Here is a 22,165-nt window from a genome sequence, read left to right on the forward strand (position 1 = left end):
CCGGGAGGCCTCGAGTCCTGCGCCCCTTCTTCAACCGCTCGCAAACCTACCAATCATGCTGTTTGTTAGGGTTCTCGAATCGCAATGTTGTAGGACCAGGGAGAATCGGAACGTCCAATCCGGATTCGCCCGGATCAACAGGGGGACGCGATGGTCAAGCAGCTCCGGGCGGCCCGAACCCGCCAGGCCCTCGTTCATGCCGCAGCCGAGATCTTCGCGGAGGACGGCTACGCGCTGTCGTCGCTGCCCGCGATCAGCCGGCGGGCCGGAGTGAGCGCCGGAGCGCTGCACTTCCACTTTCCCAGCAAGGACGCTCTCGCGGCCGAGGTGGAGGGCACGGCCCGGCGGACGATCGAGCACATGGTCGCCGACCGGAGTCCGTCGGCAACCTCCGCACTCCACCTGCTGATCACGGTCACCCGGGAACTGCTGGTCATGGTCGCCACCGATGGCGTCGTGCGCGCGGGCATCAAGCTGAGCGTCGACCCCTCCCGCAAGAACGGCATGGGCTTCGGTTGCTGGTGGCGAACCTGGGTGTGCGAACAACTGGGGCGGGCCCAGCATCAAGGAGAGCTGGCCGAGGGGGTGGCGCCGGACCGGGTGGCCGCGGTGATAGTCGCCGCGACGATCGGGTTCGAGGTGCTCGGCGCGGCGGACCGTGACCGGATCTCGCCGCAGCACGTCGAGCAGTTCTGGTCCCTGGTGCTTCCCCAACTGGCCGCGCGCGAGAGCGAGTTCGCGGGCGCCGCCCTCTCCGACTCCTGACTCCAAGTCAAGAGCCGACAATGTCACCGGTGTTCGGTTTGACAAACCGCCTATGCCGTTTTTCTACTTGGGTACCCGGGACTCGGCCTCGGAGCCCCCGAGTGGCGGACGGGCAGGGGACGGCCTGGACATCGGCATACTCGGCGCGAAGGCGGCCAGCAGCAGGGCGCCGAGCAGCACCGGCCCGTGCCACCGGGCCGGTCGCCGCACACGCAGGCGGTCACCACCCGCCCTCGCCCGGCACGCCTGCTCCACGGCACCGTCCATGGAACCAGCTCACCGGGCTCACGGGCCCCGCCGCAACCGAATTCCGCTGCTCAGGAGGTTCCGATGTGCCGGGCGATCCGTACGGCCGCGAACTCCGTGCCCGCCACGAACCGCATCATCGGCCCGAACATCGGCGCCGCGAGCGAGCCCGTGAAGTACAGGCCGGGCACCGACGACTCGAACGTCCCCCGCAGCGCGGGAGCCCTCGAACCGGGCACACAGGCCACCTCGCGGCGCACCGTGGGGGACAGGAAGGGCAGCGCGTCCAGGTCCAGCCGGTAACCGGTGGCGGCCAGCACGTGGTCGACGGTGAGGGTCTCCCGCTCGCCCCCGGGACCGGCGACATCGAGGCGCACCACCGGCCCGGAGAGCACGGCACCGGTGACCCGGCGCGAGGTGTGCACCGGAACCACACCCACCACCCGCTCCCGCAGCCACCAGCCGCCCGACGGGCCGAGCGCCCGCCGGAAGAGCAGTAGCCGCGCAGGCGCCGGAAACCACCGCACAGCGCCCGGAGCCACGCAGACCCCGGCCAGGATCCAGCCGGTGCCCAGCGGTGAGGCCGGCTTGGCCAGCCGCTGCACCCAGGGCCGGGCCAGGTCCGGGGGCATGCCCCACAGCACCTTCCGCTCGCGCACCAGAACCTGCGCCTCGGCGCCCGCCTCGTGCAGCAGCGCGGCACTCTCCAGCGCGGACTGGCCACCGCCGACGACCGCCACCCGCCGGCCCGCGTACGCGGACAGGTCGGTGTGGTGGCTGGTGTGCGACACCGGCGCCCGGGGGCCGGGCCCCTCGGGCGCGAGGTGCCGCAACTCGTCCGGGACATGGGCGAGTCCGTTCAGACCGGTCGCCACCACGACGGCCGAGGCCGCCATCTCCTGCCCGTCGTCCGCCCGGACCAAGAAGCCGGCGCCGGACCCGGGCCGCTCGACCGCCGTCACCCGGGCCGACTCCACCTCACCGACGTACCGCTTCTGGAACCACTGCCCGTACCGTACGAAGACGTCGCACGGGATCGGGGTCAGCTCGGTCAGCTCCGGCTCGCCGTGCTCACGCCGGAAGTCCGCCAGCCGGCCGCCCGGCTCCGGCGCCGACAGATCGGTGGCGGCAGGTGTCGATTTCAGGAACATCCCAGTGGCCATGGCATGCCGCCAACTGCCCATCACATCACCGAAGACGCGGACCGGCGCCCCCGCCGCCCGTAAGTGGGCGGCCACCGACAGTCCGTACGGCCCGGCTCCGATCACGACGACCGGTGGCCGCCCGTGGTCGGCGAACGCCTGCTCCTGGGCAGGGTGCTGCCCCGGAAGCGACTGCGTCATGGATCCCTCCGCTGGTCTGCTCGCCGCCTTCCCCTGGGCGACGCGACACTGCGGGGTGGCACGCCCGGCGTGACTCGGCCGTGCTCGTCCCCCCTCCGCGGGTGAGTCTCTCCCACGGGGTGGACTCCGGAAACGATATCTACGCACGTTGGCCAAAACTTGGTCGAATCATACGACAAGCGGACCCAGGGATGTCATGGACGTGCGGCGGCTGGGACGCGCGCGACGACGAGCGCGCGGCCGGCGCCGCCGCCACCTGGTCGGGCGGCGGCGCCGTTGACGTACGGGGTCAGGACGGTACCGGCGCGCACAGCACGGCGGCGGGCCCCGGCGTGCTGCCCACCCGGGTCGTGAAGGCGACTCCGGCGAGGTACTCGGCTGCGGCGCACTGGCCCTTGTAGGCGCCGGAGGCGAAGTCGTCGCCCGCCCCGTCGGCGGGGCGGTTGTCGGACCGGTCGAACCACACCGTCCGGCCGCTCGCGCTCGCCGCGGCACGTGCGGGCACGCACAGGACCGCCGACACCCGCTCCCCGCGACGGCTGTAGCCGATCACGAACTGACCTGCCGGGCACTGGAGTTTGGTGTATCCGGAGGCCCAGTCGCCACCCGCCGGAACATACCGCTCGTCCGTGACGACCGTCTGGGCGCTGCCCGTGGCCCGCAGGTCGCCGGTGGTCGCGTCGGTGCACAGGCCGCGTCCGCCGGAGTGTGCGAGGCCGATCAGCCGCAGCCCGTCAGGGCAGACCGCCTTGTAGGCGCCCGAGTCCCAGTCGCCGCCCGCCCGTACGCGCAGGGACTGGACCGCGTCGCCGTGGTCCGTGGCCAGCATCCGCCAGGTCGTCCCCCGCTCGATGTAGCCGGTGCGGCTGGGGGAGTTCATGAGGTGATCCCAGGCCGTGGCCCGCCAGTCGCCACCGTCGAGGAGGCCGTACCGGTGCCCGGCGGTGTCGTAGCGCAGCAGCGCCCAGTCGTCGTGGCCCTCCCAGCCGACCAGCGGCCAGTAGGCGAAGTCGGTGTCGTGGTCGGCGAAGTAGTCGGTGATGTTGCCGAACCAGGTGCGGGCGGCCGTACCCGTCTCGCCGGCGCCGACGCCGAACTCGCTGATCCACACGGGCGCCGTGTAGTGCTTGCCCTCGGTGGTGACGAAGAAGGCCTGGTCGGCGAGGACCTGGTACAGCTCGTCGCGGGTCAGGTCCTGGTAGCGGGGGTCACTGGTCTCGCCGATGCCGGTGGCGCCGCTGTGCCGGGGGCCGGTATAGCCGTAGAAGTGGGCGGAGTACACCAGCTTGTGGGCGTCCACCAGGGTGTGGGAGAGGGTGCGGACGGGGGTGAGGGTGGGGCGGTCGTGCGGGAGGCCGTCCACCGGCAGCCCGGTCCAGTTGATGCCCTCGATGACGATGAGGAGGTTCGGGTCGGCCTCGGTGAGGATGCGGTCGGCGGCGAGCTGGGCGGCCGCGTACCAGTCGTGGTCGTCGCCCATGCCCCAGTTGGGGTCGTTCAGGACGTCACGGCGTACCTCGTTGTAGAGGTCGGCGCCCACGACACGGGAGTTGGCCGCGTAACGGCGGGCCATGAAGACCCAGTCGTCGGCCCACCGCTGGGTCGACTGGCTGCTGTTCCACCGCTCATTGCCGTCGATGCCGCAGCACCAACGGGAGGTGTTGGTGTGGTTGTTGAGGATGACCGCGAAGCCCGCGCCGGTCAGCGCGGCCACGACGGCGTCGTAGACCTCCAGGGGGGTCTTCCCGCGCAGCTGCGGATTCGCGGTGACCGCGACGTCCGGAACCGGGACCGTCGTGTGGATCATCTCGTTCGAGAACGGCAGCCGGATGCTGTTGATGCCGAGCGCCTGGAAGTCCGACAGGAGCTGAGGGAGGGAGGCGCGGTCCAGGCCCAGGGGGATGCCGTGGGAGTCCTGGCCGGCGTGGTGGTCGGCGGGGTCGGTGCTGCTGCCGCTTCCGGTCCAGGAGCCCTGGGCGCCGTCCCAGTTGGCGGCCTTCAGACGGAAGTGGTGGCCGGCGGCGTCGACGATGTAGCGGCCCCGGGTGGACAGGGGTGGCTGCCAGGCGCCGGTGGCGGAGGCGGCCGGTGCCGGGTCGGCGGACCGGGGTGCGGCGGTCGCCGGGGCGGCGCCGGACAGGGCGAAAACCATGAGCGTTGCTGTCAGGTACTTGACAAACTTGACAAACTTCTTGATCGACATCAGCCGTCCTCGGAGTGGATGCCGCGTGGGGGCGCCGCAATTTATCAGGGCGGGCGTCAACGCAGAAGCGGCTCCTCGGCCCCACAGGCCTCGGCCGTCCAGCCCTCCAGATCACGTTCGGGGCGCAGCAGCCGGCGGACGGCGGCGGCCGAGGCCCGGTGCCAGTCGTGGCTGCGGCGGAGCATCGCATGGTCCCCGCCCCTGAGCAGCACCATGCCGGCCTGCGCACCGGCCGCACGGGCCTGCCGTACGTACGCGGCCGACTCGGCGGGCTTGATGACCCGGTCACGGTCGCCGTGCAGGACGACGATCCGCGTCCCGGTGAGGTCGTCCACGGGGTCGCCGGGCGGGCACCAGGGCGCCAGCGCGAGCACACCGCGCACCCCGGGGTCGGCCGCCGCCCGCAGTGCGGCGCGGCCGCCCATGGAGTGGCCGACCAGCACCACGGACACGTCCCCGGCCCGGCCGCGCAGCTCGTCGAGGGCGCGCAGGGTGTCCTGGAGCGGGTCGGCGTCGTTCCAGCCGCGGTACCGGTAGCGCACCTGGCCGACCAGGACGTCGCGGGGCGAGGAGACCGACGCGGCGGCGCTCAGGAAGGGGCGCATGCGCAGGGCCGGCGGATGCCACGGGCGCGCCGGCCGGAGCCCCTTCTCCTGGCCGCCGTGCAGGACGAGCACCGCCGCGCGCGTCCGGTCCCGCGGTGCGCGACGCACCACCAGTGCGCTCCCACCCGCCTCGACGACCCGTCCTTCGGTCACCGCGTCCACCTCTGCTTCTCCGGCCCGGTGCGTGCTGCCGCCATCAAACACCGCCGGGGGAGGCCGCAGCCACCGAGGAGGCTGAGCGGCCCGTGCCCTCCCCGTGAACATCGGTACCGCGAACATCAGTTAGGCTCCACGGCGCACAGGGGACGCACAGTGGGGGTGGGGGCATGACCGAAGGATTCAGTGAGCCCGAAAAGGAAGGCAGACCGGTCGTCCAGGCGATCGCGGCGGTGGCCGTGTTCCTGGGCGTGGTGGGCGTCCTGTGGGCTCAGAAGGCGTTCGTCCACCCGCAGGGCGCGAGCAGTGAACCGGCGGCCTGCTCGAAGTCGACCGACCGGCTGCCGCGCCGCTATGTCTCGGGCGCACGGCTGTGCGAGGCGCTGAACCGCCCGGACCTTCCGGCCCTGTTGGGGACACCGCAGGAACAGGCCGAGACGGCCAGCGGCAGCGGGGACTGGATCACCCTCGCCGGGGGCACCAAGATCCCCTCGCCCGACGCCACGGTGACCCTGAAGACGTACTCCGTGAAGCTGTCGGCGTCCTACGACGATCTGTCCGTCGCCGAAGTGGGCGACCTGATGGGTGGCGCACGCAGGATGACCGTTGCCGGGCACCCGGCCGTCCTCTACTCCAGCCCGACCATCTCCATCGGCTTCAACCTCGGCGGCGGGAAGGCGACCACGGGGCCCGGCGGCACGGCGCGCTGCCTCCTGGTCTCGAAACACGCGAAGGACGACGGCAAGGGCACGTTCGAGGTCGCGATCTGGCGGCAGGACGACGTGCTGCCCGACGACACGGCTCTCGAACGGGTCGCGGAGCAGGTGTTGCAGACGGTCCCGGGCTGGAACGGGAACTGACCCGACCGCTCCGGTACCGAACGGGTTCGCCGCCGCGGCGCCCGTGTTCCAGGGCGCCGTGGCGGCGAACCATGGTTGTTCCGGGTCAGTTCCTCACGGAGCGACGATCGTCGTCGACGCGGTCGCACCCTCGGCCGGCAGCGACGGCAGCGACGGCAGCGCTGGCACGGCGCCGAGGAGGCCCGTGACGGCGTCGAGAATGGACCCGAGCAGCCCGGTGACGGCGTCCAGTACCCCGCCGAGGTCGAGCGAGGTCAGTGAGCTCAGCAGGCTGTTGACGGCTGCCTGGATCGCGCTCAGCAGGTCCGAGACGGGGTCGGCGGTCCGCGCCGAGCGGTTGGTGCCGTCGGTGTCCAGTTGCCTCAGCCGCTTCTGGAGAGCGTCGCTCCACTCCCGCACTTCCTTGGCGTAGGCGGCGGCCCGAGCGGGGTCGAGGGCGCTGCCGTCCGCCGTGACGAGCTTGGGCAGCGTGTTCAGGAGGGGGGCCAGGGCCGGGTCGTACCGCGTCGTGTCCATCGCTTCGATGCGGTCCAGGAGGGTGGCGACATCGGTACCGGGCCCCGGAACCGTGTGTGCGACACCGGTTCCCGAGGCTTCTCGGCCGGCGTCGGCGGCGGCAGCGGTGGCGGCGGCCGGGCCGAAGACCAGGGCGGCACAGACCAGGGGGGAGACGAGGAGGCCGCGGGAGACTAGGGCGCGCATGGGGTTCCTTTCGAGACTGCTGTCCTTGCGCCCACCGTGGAAAACCGTGCGGGGCACCGCAACCGGTGCCCCGGCCTCCGACCTGCCCGCCGTACCGCCCGGCCCTCCCTGACCAGGTGTTTTGCCCTGCCCCGAGGCTCCTTCCGGGTGTCGGTGGAAGATTCGCCCGTCCGGGTGCGTACGGCCGTCGCCGAGAGCCGCACATGCGAAGAGCCCCGCCCCCGACGGATCGGGGGCGGGGCTCTTCGGACGGAGCGCCGGGCAGGCCTTGCACCTGCATCTCCCCACAGGAAGTGGGGCGTCTTTCCTTGGACCACCAACGCATCGCACGTTACCCGGATTTGGAGTGCCGCGCGCAAGATCAACCATAGCGTGGCCACAGGGCGGACACCAAATCGCGGGCAGGGACGCTACGCCTCCGGGACGCGGGCCAGGTCGTGCAGCCAGGCCTTCGCCGAACTGTCCGACGGGGCACGCCAGTCGCCGCGGGGGGACAGGGAGCCGCCCGCCGAAACCTTCGGGCCGTTCGGCATGGCCGAGCGCTTGAACTGGGCGAAGGCGAAGAAGCGGCGGCAGAAGTAGTCGAGCCAGTGCCGGATCTCGGCCAGGTCGTACGCCTTGCGGTCGGACTCGGGGAAGCCGGGCGGCCAGGCGCCCGCCTCCCGGTCGTGCCAGGCGTGCCAGGCCAGGAAAGAGATCTTCGACGGCCGGAACCCGTGCCGCAGCACCTGGTAAAGGGTGAAGTCGTGCAGCGCGTACGGGCCGATCTTGGACTCGGTGGACTGCAGCTCCTCGCCCGGCACCAGTTCGGGACTGATCTCCGTGTCGAGGATCGCGGCAAGCGTCCTGCCGGTCTCCGGGTCGAACTGCTCGCTGCTGATGACCCAGCGGATCAGATGCTGGATCAGCGTCTTCGGCACACCGGAGTTGACGTTGTAGTGGCTCATCTGGTCGCCGACGCCGTAGGTGCACCAGCCGAGCGCCAGCTCGGAGAGGTCCCCGGTGCCCAGGACGATGCCGCCGCGCTGGTTGGCGAGCCGGAAGAGGTAGTCGGTGCGCAGACCGGCCTGCACGTTCTCGAAGGTGATGTCGTACACCGGCTCGTCGGCCGCGAACGGGTGGCCCATCTCCTTGAGCATGAGCCGTGCGGTCGGCGTGATGTCGAGCTCGGCCGCGGTCACGCCGAGCGAGTTCATCAGCCGGTGGGCGTTTCCCCTGGTGTGCTCGCCGGTGGCGAACCCCGGCAGGGTGAAGGCCAGGATGTCGCTGCGCGGGCGGCCCGCGCGGTCCATCGCCCGGGCGGCGACGATCAGCGCGTGGGTGGAGTCGAGGCCGCCGGACACCCCGATGACCACCTTCGGGCCACCGATCGCCGCCAGCCGCTGCTGGAGCGCCGCGACCTGGATGTTGTACGCCTCGTAGCAGTCCAGGGCGAGCCGCTCGGGGTCGGCGGGCACGAAGGGGAAGCGTTCGACCCGGCGGCGCAGGCCCAGGTCGGCGGTGGGCGGGTCGAGCCGGAAGGGGACGGTCCGGAAGCCGCCGGTGCGTGCCGCGTGCGTACGCCGGTTGTCGTCGAACGAGCCCATCCGGGCCCGCTCCTGGCGCAGCAGGTCCAGGTCCACGTCGGCCACCGCGTACTGGTCGTCCAGCGGGAACCGGTCCGTCTCGGCGAGCAGCGCGCCGTTCTCGTAGATCATGGTCTGGCCGTCCCAGGACAGGTCCGTCGACGACTCGCCCAGTCCGGCCGCCGCGTAGACGTAGGCGGCGAGACAGCGCTGTGACGCCGAGCGGCACAGCAGCTTGCGGTCCTCCGCGCGGCCGACCGTGATCGGGCTGCCCGAGAGGTTCACCAGGACGGTCGCGCCGGCCAGCGCGGCCTCCGCGCTCGGCGGCACCGGCACCCACATGTCCTCGCAGATCTCGGCGTGCAGCACCAGACCAGGGACGTCCTCCGCGTCGAACAGCAGGTCCACCCCGAACGGCACGTGCTCACCGCCGATCCGGATGGTGCCGCCCCGCTCGTCGTCGCCCGAGGCGATCTGCCGGCGCTCGTAGAACTCCCGGTAGTTCGGCGGGTACGACTTCGGTGCGACACCGAGGATCCGGCCCCGGTGCACGAACACCGCGCAGTTGTAGATCCGGTTGCGATGACGCAGCGGGGCGCCGACGACGAGGACGGGCAACAGCCCGGCCGAACCGGCCGCCACCGTCGCCAGGGCCTCCTCGACCTGGTCGAGCACCACGTCCTGGAGGAGCAGGTCCTCGATCGAGTAACCGGTCAGGCCGAGCTCCGGGAAGACGGCCACGGCGACCCCGTCCTCCGTGCAGCGGCGGGCCAGGCGCAGGACCGCCTCGGCGTTGGCGCGCGGGTCGGCGATGACGGTGTGGCCGGTGCACGCGGCGACACGCGCGAAGCCATGCTCATAGATCGACCAGAAGTTCAACGGGGGCTTCCTCGGGAGAGACGGACACGGTATGGATGCCGGACGGAGAGCGTCGCCGTACCCGGGCATCCTCTCCTTCGACGGTCCGGCGAACCTCCTGCTCCAAGAAGCATAGATCGGCGGTGATCCGTGCTGACCAGGGGATTCCGGGCGCGCCGCGGGGCCGCCGACCGGGCGGGCGGGGTCACATGGGCGTGGTGTCCAGCAGATCCGCGGCCATCCGGCGGGCCGGCGCCTCGGTCTCGGCCGCGATCCGGTGGAACGTGGTCTCCGCCCGGTGGGCCGGCCAGCCGGGCGGCAGGTGCCGGACGGGCAGCCGGGGGTCGGTGCGGATGACGCCCAGCCACTCGCTGACCAGGCGCAGCCGGGTGACGACCGGGTCATCACCGGAGCCGGCCCGCCACGCCTCCCAGCGGGTGTGGAAGTCCTCGTAGCGGGCGGCGATCGACCCCAGGTCCCAGGTGTCGCGGATCATGAGGTCGATGTCCGTCGCCGCGTCGGCCAGCGCGTGGAAGATCTTGACGTGCGCGGAGAGTCCCAGTTCGGCGACGACGGCGGAGACGTCCACCCGGCCGGGCGCGATCCACAGCCCGCTGTAGAGCGGCCCGAACCCCGACCAGCCGAGCCGCGAGCGCAGATCGTGCCGCTGGCGCTGCCAGGACTCCGGCAGCGAGAAGCCGAGCAGGGTCCAGGAGCCGTCCCAGTCGTCGTTGACCGCACCCGTCTGCCAGATGCGCCGCCGGCCGTCGTGCAGGATCTGGGTGGCGAGCGGTGTCAGGCCGAAGTACGTCTTGCGCCCCTGCCGTTGCCGTCGCAGCAGGTTCCTGCTGACCATGCGGGTGAGCGTGGAGCGCACGGCCTGTTCGCCGACGTCCGCCCGGCCCAGGACCGTGATGATGCTGCCCGAGTACACGCCCAGCGGGCCCTGCTCCAGCACATGGTTGCCGAAGAAGGCGAGCAGCAGCGACTGCGGACGGGCCTGCGGGGAGTCCAGGGGTTCTGGCACGGTCACGGCGTTCACGTGCGCAAGATTACGGCCACCCGGCGGACGTACGACGGGCTGCGCGATCTCGCTTCCGGTACTGGTCACGGCGGTGGGCCGGGTCGAGCCGCGGCCGTACGGCAGGATCGTGCCGTTCCCGCCGCCGGGCATGCGGAGGGACCCCCGCCGCGCTGTCGCGTCAACATCCCTGTCGGTCCCCCCCCCGCCTGGGCAGGCCTCCGCCCCGGCCGCGCACGCGCCGCCGGGGCGGAGGCCCGGTCGCTACGCGGCGGTGCCGCCCTTGTAATCGCTGTTGAACGTGGTCTCGACGGTCGTGGCCACCGACTGCGCCACGCCCGTGCCCGTGAGGATGATGCCCAGCTCCCGGTTGTTGGACAGGGAGTTGCTGCTGATGTTCATGGAGCCGGCTTCCACCTCCTGGGTGGACAGGCCGTAGTCGGCGACCATGGCCTTGGCGTGGATGTAGAAGCCGTCGGGGTCGGAGTAGCCGACGACGGTGCCGCCGGCGTCCTCGATGTCGGAGACCTCGCTGGAGTAGTCGTCCGGTGTCTCCAGGACCACCCGCACCTTCACGCCCGCCTCGGCCCGGGCGACGATCGCGTTGCCCACCGTGCTGTCGCTGAACTCCAGTTCCTCGACGTCGAGCGTCTTGGTGGCGGCGTTGATCACGGACAGCAGCCGGCTGCGGGAGTCGGTGGGGGACCAGAGCAGGTGGTCGCCGTCGGTGGGGGTGACCGAGGTGCCGGCGTAGTCGGCGGCGAACACCTTCTCGATCGCGGCGACATCACGGGTGTCGTCGGTGAACACCCCGTAGTCCCGGCCGGTCGAGTAGTACTGCGAGGTCAGGTTGCCGGTCAGGACCAGCGACTTGGTGGCGTCCACCGTGATGGTCTTCTGGTGCGTGTAGACGAAGCTGGACGGCGACCACACCACACCCACGCCGGCATTGGTCAAGGCGCTGTACGCGGAGCTGTTGGCGCTCTGGTGCGCCCGGTCGAGGACCACTCGCACGGTGACACCCTTGTTCTTGAGGGCTATGAGGTCGTTCACGGCCGTGGTGTCCTCCAGCTCGTACATCGTCATGTCGAGCGAGCTGGTGGCCGAGTTGATGAAGTCGTAGATCGTGGGCTCGCTGCCGCTGAGCGAGAAGGCGAACGCGGTGTAGCTCGCGGCGTTCGCGGGGACCGCGGCGGCGACCACGGCCGCACTGGCCGCCAGGGCGACACCCGCGCGACCGAGAAGCTTCGACAGCATGCGTGACTCCTAGTCGAGTTGACGCTCACGTGGGGGGTGGGTGAGCGTGGGCATGACACCACGCGCGTAGACTGCCGAGGAAGAGAAGCATGGTGAACTCGCCGTTACCTGGGGGCCGTAGGGTCGGACAAAGCGGACTCCTGGCAGGTCGGCGCCGGTTCATGGGCATCCCGCGAGAACGCAAAATCTTCGTAGCCGAGCCCGGCAGGGCAGAGGGCGGCCGAGGCGAACCCGGCAGGGCAGAGGGCGGTTGAGGCGAACCCGGCAGGGCAGAGGGCGGTCGAGGCGAACCCGGCAGGGCAGAGGGCGGTCGCGCCGAGAGTGGTCGGTGGGAGTGCGGCCGAGCCGAGTGCGGCCGGTGGGAGTGCGGCGCCCGGGGGCAGCGGTGGCCGAGGGCCCGGCCTCGGGCCGCCCGAACGCCTGGGCCGGCCCGGCGGCATCCCGCAGGCGCGGCCGAGGGGGACTCCGCGGTGAGACCTGACCTCCCGCCGGTCCGCCCGCCGCCGCTGCCCCGGGCACGACTCGGCACCGGCGCCCTGCACACCACCGCCCGGCCGATCACCGAACACACCTGGGACCTGGGCCTGCCGTCGTTCACTCGAGGTGGGGGAGAGCCACCCACCGCTCCCCGCGCCTCGCCCACCCCGTCACCGCCGGCGCGGTCACGGCGTCGCTGACCAGGCAGCCCACCGCGCCGGCCCCCGACCCCGGCTCGCCGACGGCCGGGCGGGCGGCAAGACCGGTCAGTAATGGAGAAGCGCTACTGTTCCACCCCGGCTAGCGTGGCGGCCGTCGACGGAGGCCCCGCGCAGCGGATGGAGACGGGTTTGAGCATGGCCAGAAAGACCGAGACGCAGGTGTCCGCGCCGCACGTGGCGGACAGCCACGACCTGATCCGTGTGCACGGCGCGCGAGAGAACAACCTCAAGGACGTCAGCATCGAGATCCCGAAGCGACGGCTGACGGTCTTCACCGGAGTCTCCGGCTCGGGCAAGAGTTCGCTGGTGTTCGACACCATCGCCGCCGAGTCGCAGCGGTTGATCAACGAGACCTATCCCGCCTTCGTCCAGGGCTTCATGCCCAACCTGGCCCGCCCCGAGGTCGACGTCCTCGACGGACTGACCACCGCGATCATCGTCGACCAGCAGCGGATGGGCGGCGACCCCCGCTCCACCGTCGGCACCGCCACCGACGCCAACGCGCTGCTGCGCATCCTCTTCAGCCGCCTGGGCAAGCCGCACATCGGCTCGCCCAAGGCGTTCTCCTTCAACATCGCCTCCATCAGCGGGGCGGGCGCGGTCACCGTCGAACGCGCCGGACAGCAGGTCAAGGAGCGCCGCAGCTTCAGCATCACCGGCGGCATGTGCCCGCGCTGCGAGGGCCGCGGCGCCGTCACCGACCTCGACCTCGGCCAGCTCTACGACGACACCAAGTCCCTCAACGAGGGCGCGATCACCGTCCCCGGCTACAAGGGTGGCGGCTGGAACTCCCGCCTCTACGCCGAGTCCGGCTTCTTCGACCCGGACAAGCCGATCCGGAAGTTCACCAAGAAGGAACTGCACGACTTCCTGCACCGCGAGCCGACCCGGATGAAGATCGCCGGTATCAACATGACCTACGAAGGTCTGATCCCGCGCATCCAGAAGTCGATGCTCTCCAAGGACAAGGAGTCGATGCAGCCGCACATCCGCGAGTTCGTGGAGCGCGCGGTCACCTTCGCCACTTGCCCCGACTGCGACGGCACCCGCCTCAACGAGGGCGCCCGCTCCTCGAAGATCTCCGGGATCAGCATCGCCGACGCCTGCGCGATGCAGATCAGCGACCTGGCCGCATGGGTCGAGGGCCTCGACGAGCCGTCGGTGGCACCGCTCCTCAGGACGCTCCACGACACCCTGGCGTCGTTCGTGGAGATCGGCCTCGGCTATCTCTCGCTGGACCGTCCGGCGGGCACCCTGTCCGGCGGCGAGGCCCAGCGAACCAAGATGATCCGCCACCTCGGCTCCTCGCTCACCGACGCCACCTACGTCTTCGACGAGCCCACCACCGGTCTGCACCCGCACGACATCCAGCGCATGAACGGCCTGCTGCTGCAACTGCGCGACAAGGGCAACACCGTCCTCGTCGTCGAGCACAAGCCGGAGGTCATCGCGATCGCCGACCACGTCGTCGACCTCGGCCCCGGCGCCGGTGCGGGCGGCGGCACCGTCTGCTTCGAGGGCACCGTCGAAGGCCTGCGCAAGGCCGGCACCGTCACCGGCCGCCACATCGACGACCGGGCCACCCTGAAGGAGAGCGTCCGCAAGCCCACCGGGGCGCTGGAGATCCGGGGCGCGAGCACCCACAACCTCCAGGGCGTCGACGTCGACGTCCCGCTCGGGGTCCTGACCGTCGTCACCGGCGTCGCCGGCTCCGGCAAGAGCTCCCTCGTGCACGGCTCGATCCCGGCCGGCGCCGGCGTGATCTCCGTCGACCAGGGCGCCATCCGCGGCTCCCGGCGCAGCAACCCGGCGACGTACACCGGGCTTCTCGAACCGATCCGCAAGGCCTTCGCCAAGGAGAACGGCGTCAAGCCGGCCCTGTTCAGCCCCAACTCCGAGGGCGCCTGCCCTACCTGCAACGGTGCCGGCGTCGTCTACACCGACCTGGCGATGATGGCCGGCGTCGCCACCACCTGCGAGGACTGCGACGGCAAGCGGTTCGAGCGATCGGTGCTCGACTACCGACTCCACGGCCGCGACATCAGCGAGGTGCTGGCCCTGTCGGTGAACGAGGCCGTGCCGTTCTTCACGGCGGACGAGGCGAACGTCCCGGCCGCCCAGCGGATCGCCCAGCGGCTCCAGGACGTCGGCCTCGGCTACCTCACCATCGGCCAGCCGCTCACCACCCTGTCCGGCGGCGAACGCCAGCGCCTCAAGCTGGCCACGCACATGGCCGACAAGGGTGGCGTCTACGTCCTCGACGAACCGACAGCGGGCCTGCACCTCGCCGACGTCGAGCAACTCCTCGGCCTCCTCGACCGGCTGGTCGACGCCGGCAAGTCCGTCATCGTCGTCGAGCACCACCAGGCGGTCATGGCCCACGCCGACTGGATCATCGACCTCGGCCCCGGCGCCGGTCACGACGGCGGCCGGATCGTCTTCGAGGGCACCCCCGCCGACCTGGTCGCCGCCCGCAAGACCCTCACCGCCGAGCACCTCGCGGAATACGTCGGCGCCTGACACCCCCTCAGCCCGCCGCGGAGCGCGGGAACCCCCATCGGAGGTTCCCGCGTGCCGCTCCGGGACATCGCAGAGAGCTCGGCCGCGGCGCCGGAACACCCACCCGCAAGAGGTTTGAACATTCAAACGTAACTGGTTACAGTGCGCGCATGACCACGACGCCACGCTGGCTGAACCCCGAGGAGCGACGGGCGTGGCTCGCCTACGTCCAGTTCTCCACGCACCTGTCCGACCACCTGAACCGCCAGCTCCGGCGTGATGCGGGCATGACCCACGCCGACTACACCCTGCTCGTCCACCTGTCCTCGGTCAAGGACCACAGCCTGACCATGTCCGAACTGGCCGAACGCCTGAAGATCACCCGAAGCCGCCTCACCCACGCCGTGACCCGGCTTCAGGAGACCGGCTACGTCGACCGCCGCGAGGATCCCGGCAACCGCCGCACCCAGTTCGCCGTTCTCACCGAGGAGGGCATGCGCCTCCTGGAGCGCGCGGCCCCCGGCCATGTGGAGGCGGTTCGCCGAGCCGTCTTCGACGCTCTCACCCCCGAGCAGGTGACCCAGTTCGCCGCCATCGGTGAGTCGATCAACACCGCGCTCCAGCGCATGGACGCCGATGGCGACGAGCAGGAGGCACTGCCCTGGCGCCGACGCTAGGAGACGGCGTCCGCCGCGCCGAGGGGCCGGGCATGGGTGAGCCCCGGGGTGGCCACGGACACGGACATCCGCGGCGGCCCCGGGGCTCATGTCCGGTCAGCCCTGGTCCTGCGCCTCCGGGGCGAGCAGGATCGCGGTGTGGGTGCGGTGCGCGACGGCATCGCTGACCCGCGGGTCGAACAGCGCCTGCGCGGCGCTGCGGTGGTGCGGGCTCAGCACGATGAGATCGGCGTCGAACTCCTCGGCGGTCTCCGAGATGGCGGCCGCGACCTGGGTGGTGAGCCCCCGCAGGAGGGTTCCCTCGGCCTTGACGCCCTGGTCCCGGAGGGCGGCGAGCGCCTCGTCCAGGACGGCCTGGGCCTCGGTGTCCTCCTCCAGCGGGACGATCGCCGCGACGGAGGCGGCGGAAGCGATGACGTGCACGACGCGGACCTCGGCGTTCGCGAGCCGCGCCAGCTCGCCGGCCAGCCGTACGGCGGAGCGGCGGGCGGGGCTGGGATCGACGGCGACGAGGATGCGCTGGAACACGGACACGGTACTTCCCCTTTCGGGGTGCGGAAGGTCGACTCGGTGGTCTGGGACGCCGGGTTGCGGCGTGACGGCTCGGCGCGTCCGGCGCCGAACGAGTTCTTCCGTCCCCATGGCGTGATCATCTCACCGCTCGCCGGCGTGGCGGACAGCGGTCCATGTAACAGCCACTGAACTGCGGGAAGCCGACCGGTGCCGGGTGGACCACCGAACGCGTCGGCCTGCCGTCGTCGCGGCTGCGCGCCTTCGCGACCGGCGCCTTCGCGGCTGTGCGCCTTCGCACCTCCGCCGTCGGTCAGGGCATCGTGAGGTCGATGGCACGGTCGAGGGCCTGGGGGTGGAGGACCCGGTGGATGCCCTCGAGGAGGTAGTAGTCGGCGTAGGGGAGGGAGACCTCGATGCCGTCCTCGGCCGGCCGGTTGCGGGTGCAGCGGGCGACGACTGCGTCCGCACGGGTGGAGGCCCTGGTCAGGCAGGTCTCTGCGAGCGCGGTCAGCAGTCGCAGGGCGACGTCGCGGTACTTCTCGCGGCCGGTCGCGGCGGCCAGGTCGAGGAGCCCGCAGGCCATGACGGCTCCGGCGGACGCGTCCTTGATGTCGTGGGGGTGCTGGGGCGCTCGGTAGTCCCAGACGGGGACGTGGTCGGGGGTGAGCGCGCCGATGGCGTACTCGGCCAGACGCGTCGCCGTGGCGAGGAACCGGGCATCGGCGGTGCGGCGGTAGAGGGTGGTGAATCCGTAGATCCCCCAGGCCTGTCCACGGGACCAGCAGGAGGTGGGGCTGTAGCCCTGGACGGTGTTGGGGCCGATGGGGGCGCCGGTGGCCGGGTCGAGGTCCCAGACGTGCGGGGTGGAGCCGTCGGCCCGCGGGAAGAGACGCCGGGTGGTCTCGGCGTGGGCGACGGCGATGTCGAGATAGGTGGTGTCGCCGGTCTGCTGCGTGGCGAAGGCGAGCAGATCGAGGTTCATCATCGTGTCCATGATGATGCGCCCCGCGTTGGCGGGGTCGTCCAGCGCGCCCCAGGCCCGCAGGAACCGGCCGCGGGGGTTGTAACGCCGGATGAGGGAGTCGGCCGCCTGGATGGCGCCGGTGCGCCACTGTTCCTCTCCGGTAAGGCGCCAGGCGGTGACCCAGGAGGGGGTGAACAGGAAGCCGAGGTCGTGGGTGGTCGTGTCGTTGCGGCGGGGGGCGAGCTTGCGTGCGGAGTCGAGGGCGAGGGTGCGGAACCGGTCGTCGTCGGTGTGGAGCCAGCACATCCACAGGGTGCCGGGCCAGAATCCGCCGACCCAGTCGCCGTTCTGGGAGTAGGTCCACTTCTCGAACCTGGTCACCACGGGGAAGCCGGTGACGCCGGGTGCGACGGTGCGGACCTTTTCGACCGCGTAGTCGGCGGCGGCTCTGAGGGTGTGCGTGGTGGCGGCCGGCGCGTGCCCGGCCTCGGCATGCGCGGGCAGAGGTGCGCTGGCGTAGGCGACCGCGGCGCCGCCTGCCGTGGCCAGCACGGCCCGCCGGGAGATGGACATGACTGCCTGCCTCTCCAACTGGACTGTTGGTGCACGGGAGTTGAAGGAGTGTGGCATGTCTGCTCGACCTGTGTACACCCATGTGCATGATGTTCACGTATATGAATGACCTCGGCCGGTCGTTGTGCGGATCCGTGCTCGGCCTCGTCGTCGAAGGCCTCCAAGGTGGCGACCGGGGCGAGGATCTCCGCATGGACCAGGACGGCGTCGGGGTCGGTGACCTCGATCAGGCTGGGACGGTGGAACGCGCCGCGGCGAGCGGACCGTCGGTGGCGGGGTCGCCGCGCACGATCGCCTTGTCATTGTCCGGCCACGTCTGCCACTTCGGAGTTTGCCGCCGTGCTCGCCGACATCGGCGACGACCGGCTGCGGCAAGAGGTGGAGACGAAGGTCCTCGGCTGTCTGCGCCGCGATCGACCGGCCTGCCGCAGCGGCGACCGGTGGCTCCGCCGCTCAGTCGGTGGCCCTGACGGGGCGCGCCTCGCGGAAGCAGCGTTCAAGGCGTTCCAGGAAGCCGTCGAAGGAATCGTCGTCGGGCCAGGTCTGGTACGCGGTGTTGGCGGCGGCCAGGGCGAGGTTGAACTGCAGGGTGGCGGTCAGCTCGTCGTCGTGGGCGGCGCGGGACGTCACCCACTCCCTCAGCTCGGTGAAGAACCGCTCGCCGAAGTTCTGGCCCGACTGGGCGAGGACGGGCGACTGTGCCTTGAGGCGGCGCTGCAGGGGCATCCGGTCCCGCAGGCTCTCCAGGAAGCCGGTCAGGATCGCGGTCAGCGAGTCCCACAGCGGCTCGTCCGCGGGGCGGCCGGTCATCAGGGCCTGCCAGGCCTGCCGCTCCTCGGGGTCCTGGTCGAAGACCACGGCCTCCTTGCCGGAGAAGTAGTTGAAGAAGGTGGCACGCGAGACGTTCGCCGCGGCCGCGATCTGCTCGACGGTCGTGGCCTCGTAGCCCTGCTCGTCGAACAGCCGCAGCGCGGCCGACCGGATGGCATGCCAGGTCGCGAGCTTCTTGCGCTCCCGCAGGTTCATCGCACCTCTTTCTGTCGGTGTCATCTTACGTGCCGAACTCTGGACTCCTCTATTTTTGGACTCATCTAAGTTTCGGGCTACAGTGCAGTCGGCCCCGGGAGGTATGTCCCGGGAACGCCGGATCCGAAGGAGAACACCATGAGCAAGGTCTGGTTCATCACCGGTACGTCCCGCGGCCTGGGCCGCGCGTTCGCCGAGTCCGCCCTGGAGCGTGGGGACAAGGTCGTCGCGACCGCCAGGAACGCCGCCTCGCTGGACGGCCTGGTCGCCACATACGGAGACGACGTGCTGCCCGTCGCGCTGGACGTCACCGACAAGGCGGCCGTGGCCGCGGCGGTGGCCGCGGCGCAGGAGAAGTTCGGCCGCCTCGACGTGGTCGTCAACAACGCCGGCTACGGCCTGTTCGGCATGATCGAGGAGATCGGCGAGCAGCAGCTGCGCGACCAGATGGAGACGAACCTCTTCGGCGCCTTCTGGGTCACCCAGGCCGTCCTGCCGGTCATGCGCGCCCAGGGCAGCGGCCACATCGTGCAGATCTCGTCCGTCGGCGGCGTCGCCGCGTTCCCCTCGCTCGGCGCGTACCACGCGTCCAAGTGGGCGCTGGAGGGCTTCAGCGAGGCCCTCGCCCAGGAGGTCGCCGGCGCGGGGATCAAGGTCACCGTGGTCGAGCCGGGCGGCTTCACCACCGACTGGGGCGGCTCCTCCAGCGCGCACGTCGAACAGAACCCCGCCTACGACGAGGTCCGCGCGGCCATTGCCGCCCGTTTCGGCGACGCCCGGTACGCCGACCCGGCCGATGCCGCCACCGCCCTGCTCCAGATCGTCGACGCCGAGAACCCGCCGCTGCGGGTGCTCTTCGGCACCGAACCCATCGAGATCATCGCGCCCCTCTACGCCGAGCGCCTGCAGACCTGGGCCGACTGGCAGCACGTCTCCCGAATCGCCCAGGGCTGACCGGGCGGGCAGGGCCGGTCACATATGACGAGCGTCCGTATCGCTGCTCGTCTGGGACGGCCCGGCCCGGCCCGGTACGGAACACGGATGCGATCGGCGCCTGGGCGGCCAAGGAAGACGTGCTCGGGCAGGGGCGGCAACGGTACCCCGGTCTGCGCGACGGGAGGCCGTGCGCCGGGCCGCCGCCTGGCGCGCCCCCGGCGTCCCTGAGCGTCGTGACCGATCCCGCGAGCGCAGCCTGGACGGGGTCGTGGGCGTGGTGCAGCAAACGGCAAGGACCGTCAGCGCGGCCGGTGAACCGGCCCGCCGCCCAGGACGTGTCTGCCGCCGAGAGCCCTCTCGAGGTGTCGCCGATGGGGCTGTGTACCACCGCCGGGTGGCGGCTGCCCGGGGGACCGGACCGGCGGTGGGGAGACGCGGGTCAGCCCGCCTTCGTCCAGCGACGGAGTTTCTCGGGGTTGCGTACGACCCAGATGCGCGTGATCCGGTCACCCGCGACGTCGAACGCGAAGACCGTCACGGTGACGCCGTCCTGCTCGGCCACCAGACCGGGCTGACCGTTGACCATACGCTCCAGGAGCTCCATGTCGCCGGTCCTGTGGCGGGCGATCTCCATCCAGGCGTACGCGATCTGCTCGCCGCCTTCGATGGGGTGCGGGAAGGTCACGGCGAGGCCACCGCCGTCCGCGATCGCCGTGGCATCGGGGTCGAGCAGGCCGATGAGTGCGTCGATGTCCTGGGCCTCCCACGCCTGCTTGAAGTCCCGGATGACGCCGGCGCGCTCGGCAGCCGAAGTCGCGGAGGGCTGCGCGGCCCGGATACGGCGGCGGGCCGAGGAGGCCAGCTGGCGGCAGGCCGCCGGGGTACGGCCGACGATCTCTGCCACTTCGGCGAAGGAGTGGCAGAAGACGTCGTGGAGGATGAACGCGACGCGCTCGGCCGGGGTCATCGATTCGAGCACGACCAGGAAGGCCAGGTTGACCGATTCGTCCAGGGTGACCCGGTCGGCCGGGTCGGCGGTGGTGCCGCCGGGCCGCACGGTGGTCCACTCCGTACGTTCGGGCAGCGGCTCGGGGATCCATGCGCCCACATAGGTCTCCCGCCGGGCCCGGGCGGAGCCGAGCAGGTTGAGACAGATGCGGCTGGTGACCGTCGTCAGCCAGGCGCCGGGGGACACGACGGCGTCCCGCTGCTGCGGGGACATCGTGTACCAGCGGGTGTAGGTCTCCTGGACGGCGTCCTCGGCCTCGGCCAGGGAGCCCAGGAGCCGGTAGGCGATGTTCATCAGCTGACGCCGCTCGCTCATGATCGCGTCCAGGCCCGGATCGGCCTGTGCGTGTCCTTGCCCGGATCGGGTGGTCATGGTGGCGACTGCTCCCTCGGTCGTATCCGCCCTCACCGGTCCGACAAGACAGCGCATCGGAATGTGAGGGCCGCGCCCGCCTCACATTCCGGCGGGCTGTGCTGTCGAACCGACGAGACGGACACATCATCCAGCGAACAGGAAGCTCAGGGACACCATGACCACTTCCGTGCCGGCAACACCGTTCACCGACCCGGCGCCCGCGCAGCGCCTGGAGCGGGCGGCCACCGCGCTGACCGGCCACGGTTTCACCGTGGAGATCCTCGACGATGCCGCTGCCGCCCGTACCCGCGTCAAAGAGCTGATACCGGAGGGCGCCAGTGTGTTCACCGGGGCCAGCGAGACCCTCCGGCGGTCCGGGATCGACGAGGACATCAACGCCGGCGGACGGTACCAGGCCATCAAGCCACGCGTCCTGGCCATGGACCGGGTCACCGGCGCCGACGAGATCCGGCGGCTGCTGGCCGGCCCCGACGTCATCGTCGGCAGCGTCGCCGCGGTCACCGAGACCGGTTCCCTCGTGGTCGCCTCGGGCAGCGGAAGCCAGTTGCCCGGCTACGCGGGCGGCGCGGCCCGTGCGATCTGGATCGTCGGGGCGCAGAAGGTGGTACCCGACCTGGACACCGCGCTACGGCGCGTCGAAGACCACTGCCTTCCGCTGGAAAGCGCCCGCACCCAGGAAGCCTACGGGTGGCCCAGCGCCGTCAACCGCCTTCTCATCCTCAACGGAGAACATCAGGCCGGCCGCGGCACCGTCCTGCTGCTGCGCGAAGCCATCGGTTTCTGAACCACCGGGAACCCCTGGCGGGTGCGGTTGGCGCCGTGACGGCCTCCCCTCCTCGTCGCCCTCGACGGCCACGTCCTCGCCAACAAGCCCGGTCGGCACGGCCACCACGAACCGGGCAAGCCGGCGAGGGCGTCGTCGAGGTCAGGGAGTGCGGCGGGCGGTGCTGAAGCGGTGCTGGTATGCGGCCGGGCTGATCGACAACTCCCTTGCGAAGACCTGCCGGAGACTCTCATAGCCCGGGACCCCGGCCAACGCGGCGGCCTGGGTCGCGGTGTGCCCCTGGTCGAGCAGCGCCTTCGCGAGATCGAACCGGCTCGACTCGACGTAGCGGGCCGGTGCGGTGGCCGGCTCCTCCCGGAACAGCCGCGTCAGATGGCGGGCGGGCTGAGGTCGAGATGCCTGGCGAGTTCACCGAGGGGGTGGTCTCCCGCAGGGGCCGCCGTCACCATGTCCACGACTGTGCGCAGTGCCGGGGACCGGGGCGGCGGCGGGGCTGTCGTCGACGGCGATCCGGATGCCGATCGACGAGG

At 71.3% G+C, this 22,165-nt stretch carries 18 protein-coding genes; 6 read left to right on the forward strand and 12 right to left on the reverse strand.

The features are described 5' to 3' along the window. Window positions 1-150 precede the first annotated feature (150 nt). Window positions 151-765, forward strand: coding sequence for a ScbR family autoregulator-binding transcription factor (locus tag AB0N16_RS28030; protein ID WP_365801339.1), 615 nt, complete (start codon window positions 151-153; stop codon window positions 763-765). Between the two features lie 317 nt (window positions 766-1,082). Here AB0N16_RS28030 and AB0N16_RS28035 read toward each other — a convergent pair whose 3' ends face one another. The 3 genes from AB0N16_RS28035 to AB0N16_RS28045 all read right to left on the reverse strand — a co-directional run bounded on the left by AB0N16_RS28035 (window position 1,083) and on the right by AB0N16_RS28045 (window position 5,315). Beyond that, window positions 1,083-2,354 (reverse strand): FAD-dependent oxidoreductase, encoded by a 1,272-nt coding sequence (locus AB0N16_RS28035; RefSeq protein WP_365801341.1) that lies wholly within the window; start codon window positions 2,352-2,354, stop codon window positions 1,083-1,085. Window positions 2,355-2,643: 289 nt separating this feature from the next. Continuing rightward, entirely contained in the window at window positions 2,644-4,557 is a 1,914-nt protein-coding gene (locus AB0N16_RS28040; protein WP_365801343.1) for a cellulase family glycosylhydrolase, read from the reverse strand. Window positions 4,558-4,613: 56 nt separating this feature from the next. Then, entirely contained in the window at window positions 4,614-5,315 is a 702-nt protein-coding gene (locus AB0N16_RS28045; protein WP_365801345.1) for an alpha/beta fold hydrolase, read from the reverse strand. A 173-nt stretch (window positions 5,316-5,488) separates the two neighbouring features. Between AB0N16_RS28045 and AB0N16_RS28050 the strand changes: the two genes are divergently transcribed. Continuing rightward, complete coding sequence (locus AB0N16_RS28050) at window positions 5,489-6,178, forward strand: DUF6215 domain-containing protein (RefSeq protein WP_365801347.1); 690 nt, start codon at window positions 5,489-5,491, stop codon at window positions 6,176-6,178. Window positions 6,179-6,271: 93 nt separating this feature from the next. On the opposite strand, the gene AB0N16_RS28055 is transcribed toward AB0N16_RS28050, so the two are convergent. The 4 genes from AB0N16_RS28055 to AB0N16_RS28070 form a co-directional block, all read right to left on the reverse strand. Next, on the reverse strand, window positions 6,272-6,880 hold the full coding sequence (locus AB0N16_RS28055) for a hypothetical protein (protein ID WP_365801349.1): 609 nt from the start codon (window positions 6,878-6,880) through the stop codon (window positions 6,272-6,274). A gap of 410 nt (window positions 6,881-7,290) precedes the next feature. Then, window positions 7,291-9,324, reverse strand: coding sequence for an NAD(+) synthase (locus tag AB0N16_RS28060; RefSeq protein ID WP_365801351.1), 2,034 nt, complete (start codon window positions 9,322-9,324; stop codon window positions 7,291-7,293). A 184-nt stretch (window positions 9,325-9,508) separates the two neighbouring features. Next, the gene (locus AB0N16_RS28065) at window positions 9,509-10,345 is read right to left on the reverse strand and encodes a PaaX family transcriptional regulator C-terminal domain-containing protein (RefSeq protein WP_365801353.1); all 837 of its coding nucleotides are present in this window, start codon (window positions 10,343-10,345) and stop codon (window positions 9,509-9,511) included. A 243-nt stretch (window positions 10,346-10,588) separates the two neighbouring features. Then, window positions 10,589-11,581: a phospholipase D-like domain-containing protein gene (locus AB0N16_RS28070; RefSeq protein WP_365801355.1), complete on the reverse strand. Its 993-nt coding sequence runs from the start codon at window positions 11,579-11,581 to the stop codon at window positions 10,589-10,591. Window positions 11,582-12,414: 833 nt separating this feature from the next. On the opposite strand from AB0N16_RS28070, the gene AB0N16_RS28075 reads away from it, so the two are divergent. Then, complete coding sequence (locus AB0N16_RS28075; protein WP_365801357.1) at window positions 12,415-14,799, forward strand: excinuclease ABC subunit UvrA; 2,385 nt, start codon at window positions 12,415-12,417, stop codon at window positions 14,797-14,799. 149 nt (window positions 14,800-14,948) lie between these two features. Beyond that, window positions 14,949-15,455, forward strand: coding sequence for a MarR family transcriptional regulator (locus tag AB0N16_RS28080; RefSeq protein ID WP_365801359.1), 507 nt, complete (start codon window positions 14,949-14,951; stop codon window positions 15,453-15,455). 96 nt (window positions 15,456-15,551) lie between these two features. Here the strand turns inward: AB0N16_RS28080 and AB0N16_RS28085 are convergent, their stop codons facing one another. The 3 genes from AB0N16_RS28085 to AB0N16_RS28095 all read right to left on the reverse strand — a co-directional run bounded on the left by AB0N16_RS28085 (window position 15,552) and on the right by AB0N16_RS28095 (window position 18,531). Then, window positions 15,552-15,983 carry a universal stress protein gene (locus tag AB0N16_RS28085; RefSeq protein ID WP_365801582.1) on the reverse strand — a complete coding sequence of 144 codons (432 nt, stop codon included), beginning with the start codon at window positions 15,981-15,983 and terminating at the stop codon, window positions 15,552-15,554. A gap of 295 nt (window positions 15,984-16,278) precedes the next feature. Further along, on the reverse strand, window positions 16,279-17,505 hold the full coding sequence (locus AB0N16_RS28090; protein WP_365801361.1) for a glycoside hydrolase family 88 protein: 1,227 nt from the start codon (window positions 17,503-17,505) through the stop codon (window positions 16,279-16,281). Window positions 17,506-17,958: 453 nt separating this feature from the next. Further along, entirely contained in the window at window positions 17,959-18,531 is a 573-nt protein-coding gene (locus tag AB0N16_RS28095) for a helix-turn-helix domain-containing protein (RefSeq protein WP_365801363.1), read from the reverse strand. Window positions 18,532-18,669: 138 nt separating this feature from the next. Between AB0N16_RS28095 and AB0N16_RS28100 the strand changes: the two genes are divergently transcribed. Continuing rightward, window positions 18,670-19,485, forward strand: coding sequence for an oxidoreductase (locus AB0N16_RS28100; RefSeq protein WP_365801365.1), 816 nt, complete (start codon window positions 18,670-18,672; stop codon window positions 19,483-19,485). Between the two features lie 421 nt (window positions 19,486-19,906). Here AB0N16_RS28100 and sigJ read toward each other — a convergent pair whose 3' ends face one another. Next, window positions 19,907-20,848 carry an RNA polymerase sigma factor SigJ gene (gene sigJ / locus AB0N16_RS28105; RefSeq protein WP_365801367.1) on the reverse strand — a complete coding sequence of 314 codons (942 nt, stop codon included), beginning with the start codon at window positions 20,846-20,848 and terminating at the stop codon, window positions 19,907-19,909. Between the two features lie 157 nt (window positions 20,849-21,005). Between sigJ and AB0N16_RS28110 the strand changes: the two genes are divergently transcribed. After that, entirely contained in the window at window positions 21,006-21,635 is a 630-nt protein-coding gene (locus AB0N16_RS28110) for an LUD domain-containing protein (RefSeq protein ID WP_365801369.1), read from the forward strand. Window positions 21,636-21,776: 141 nt separating this feature from the next. Here AB0N16_RS28110 and AB0N16_RS28115 read toward each other — a convergent pair whose 3' ends face one another. Beyond that, window positions 21,777-22,007, reverse strand: coding sequence for a helix-turn-helix domain-containing protein (locus AB0N16_RS28115; RefSeq protein WP_365801584.1), 231 nt, complete (start codon window positions 22,005-22,007; stop codon window positions 21,777-21,779). Window positions 22,008-22,165: the final 158 nt, after the last annotated feature.

The sequence above is a fragment of the Streptomyces sp. NPDC051105 genome, assembly GCF_040682795.1.
Lineage (GTDB): Bacteria > Actinomycetota > Actinomycetes > Streptomycetales > Streptomycetaceae > Streptomyces.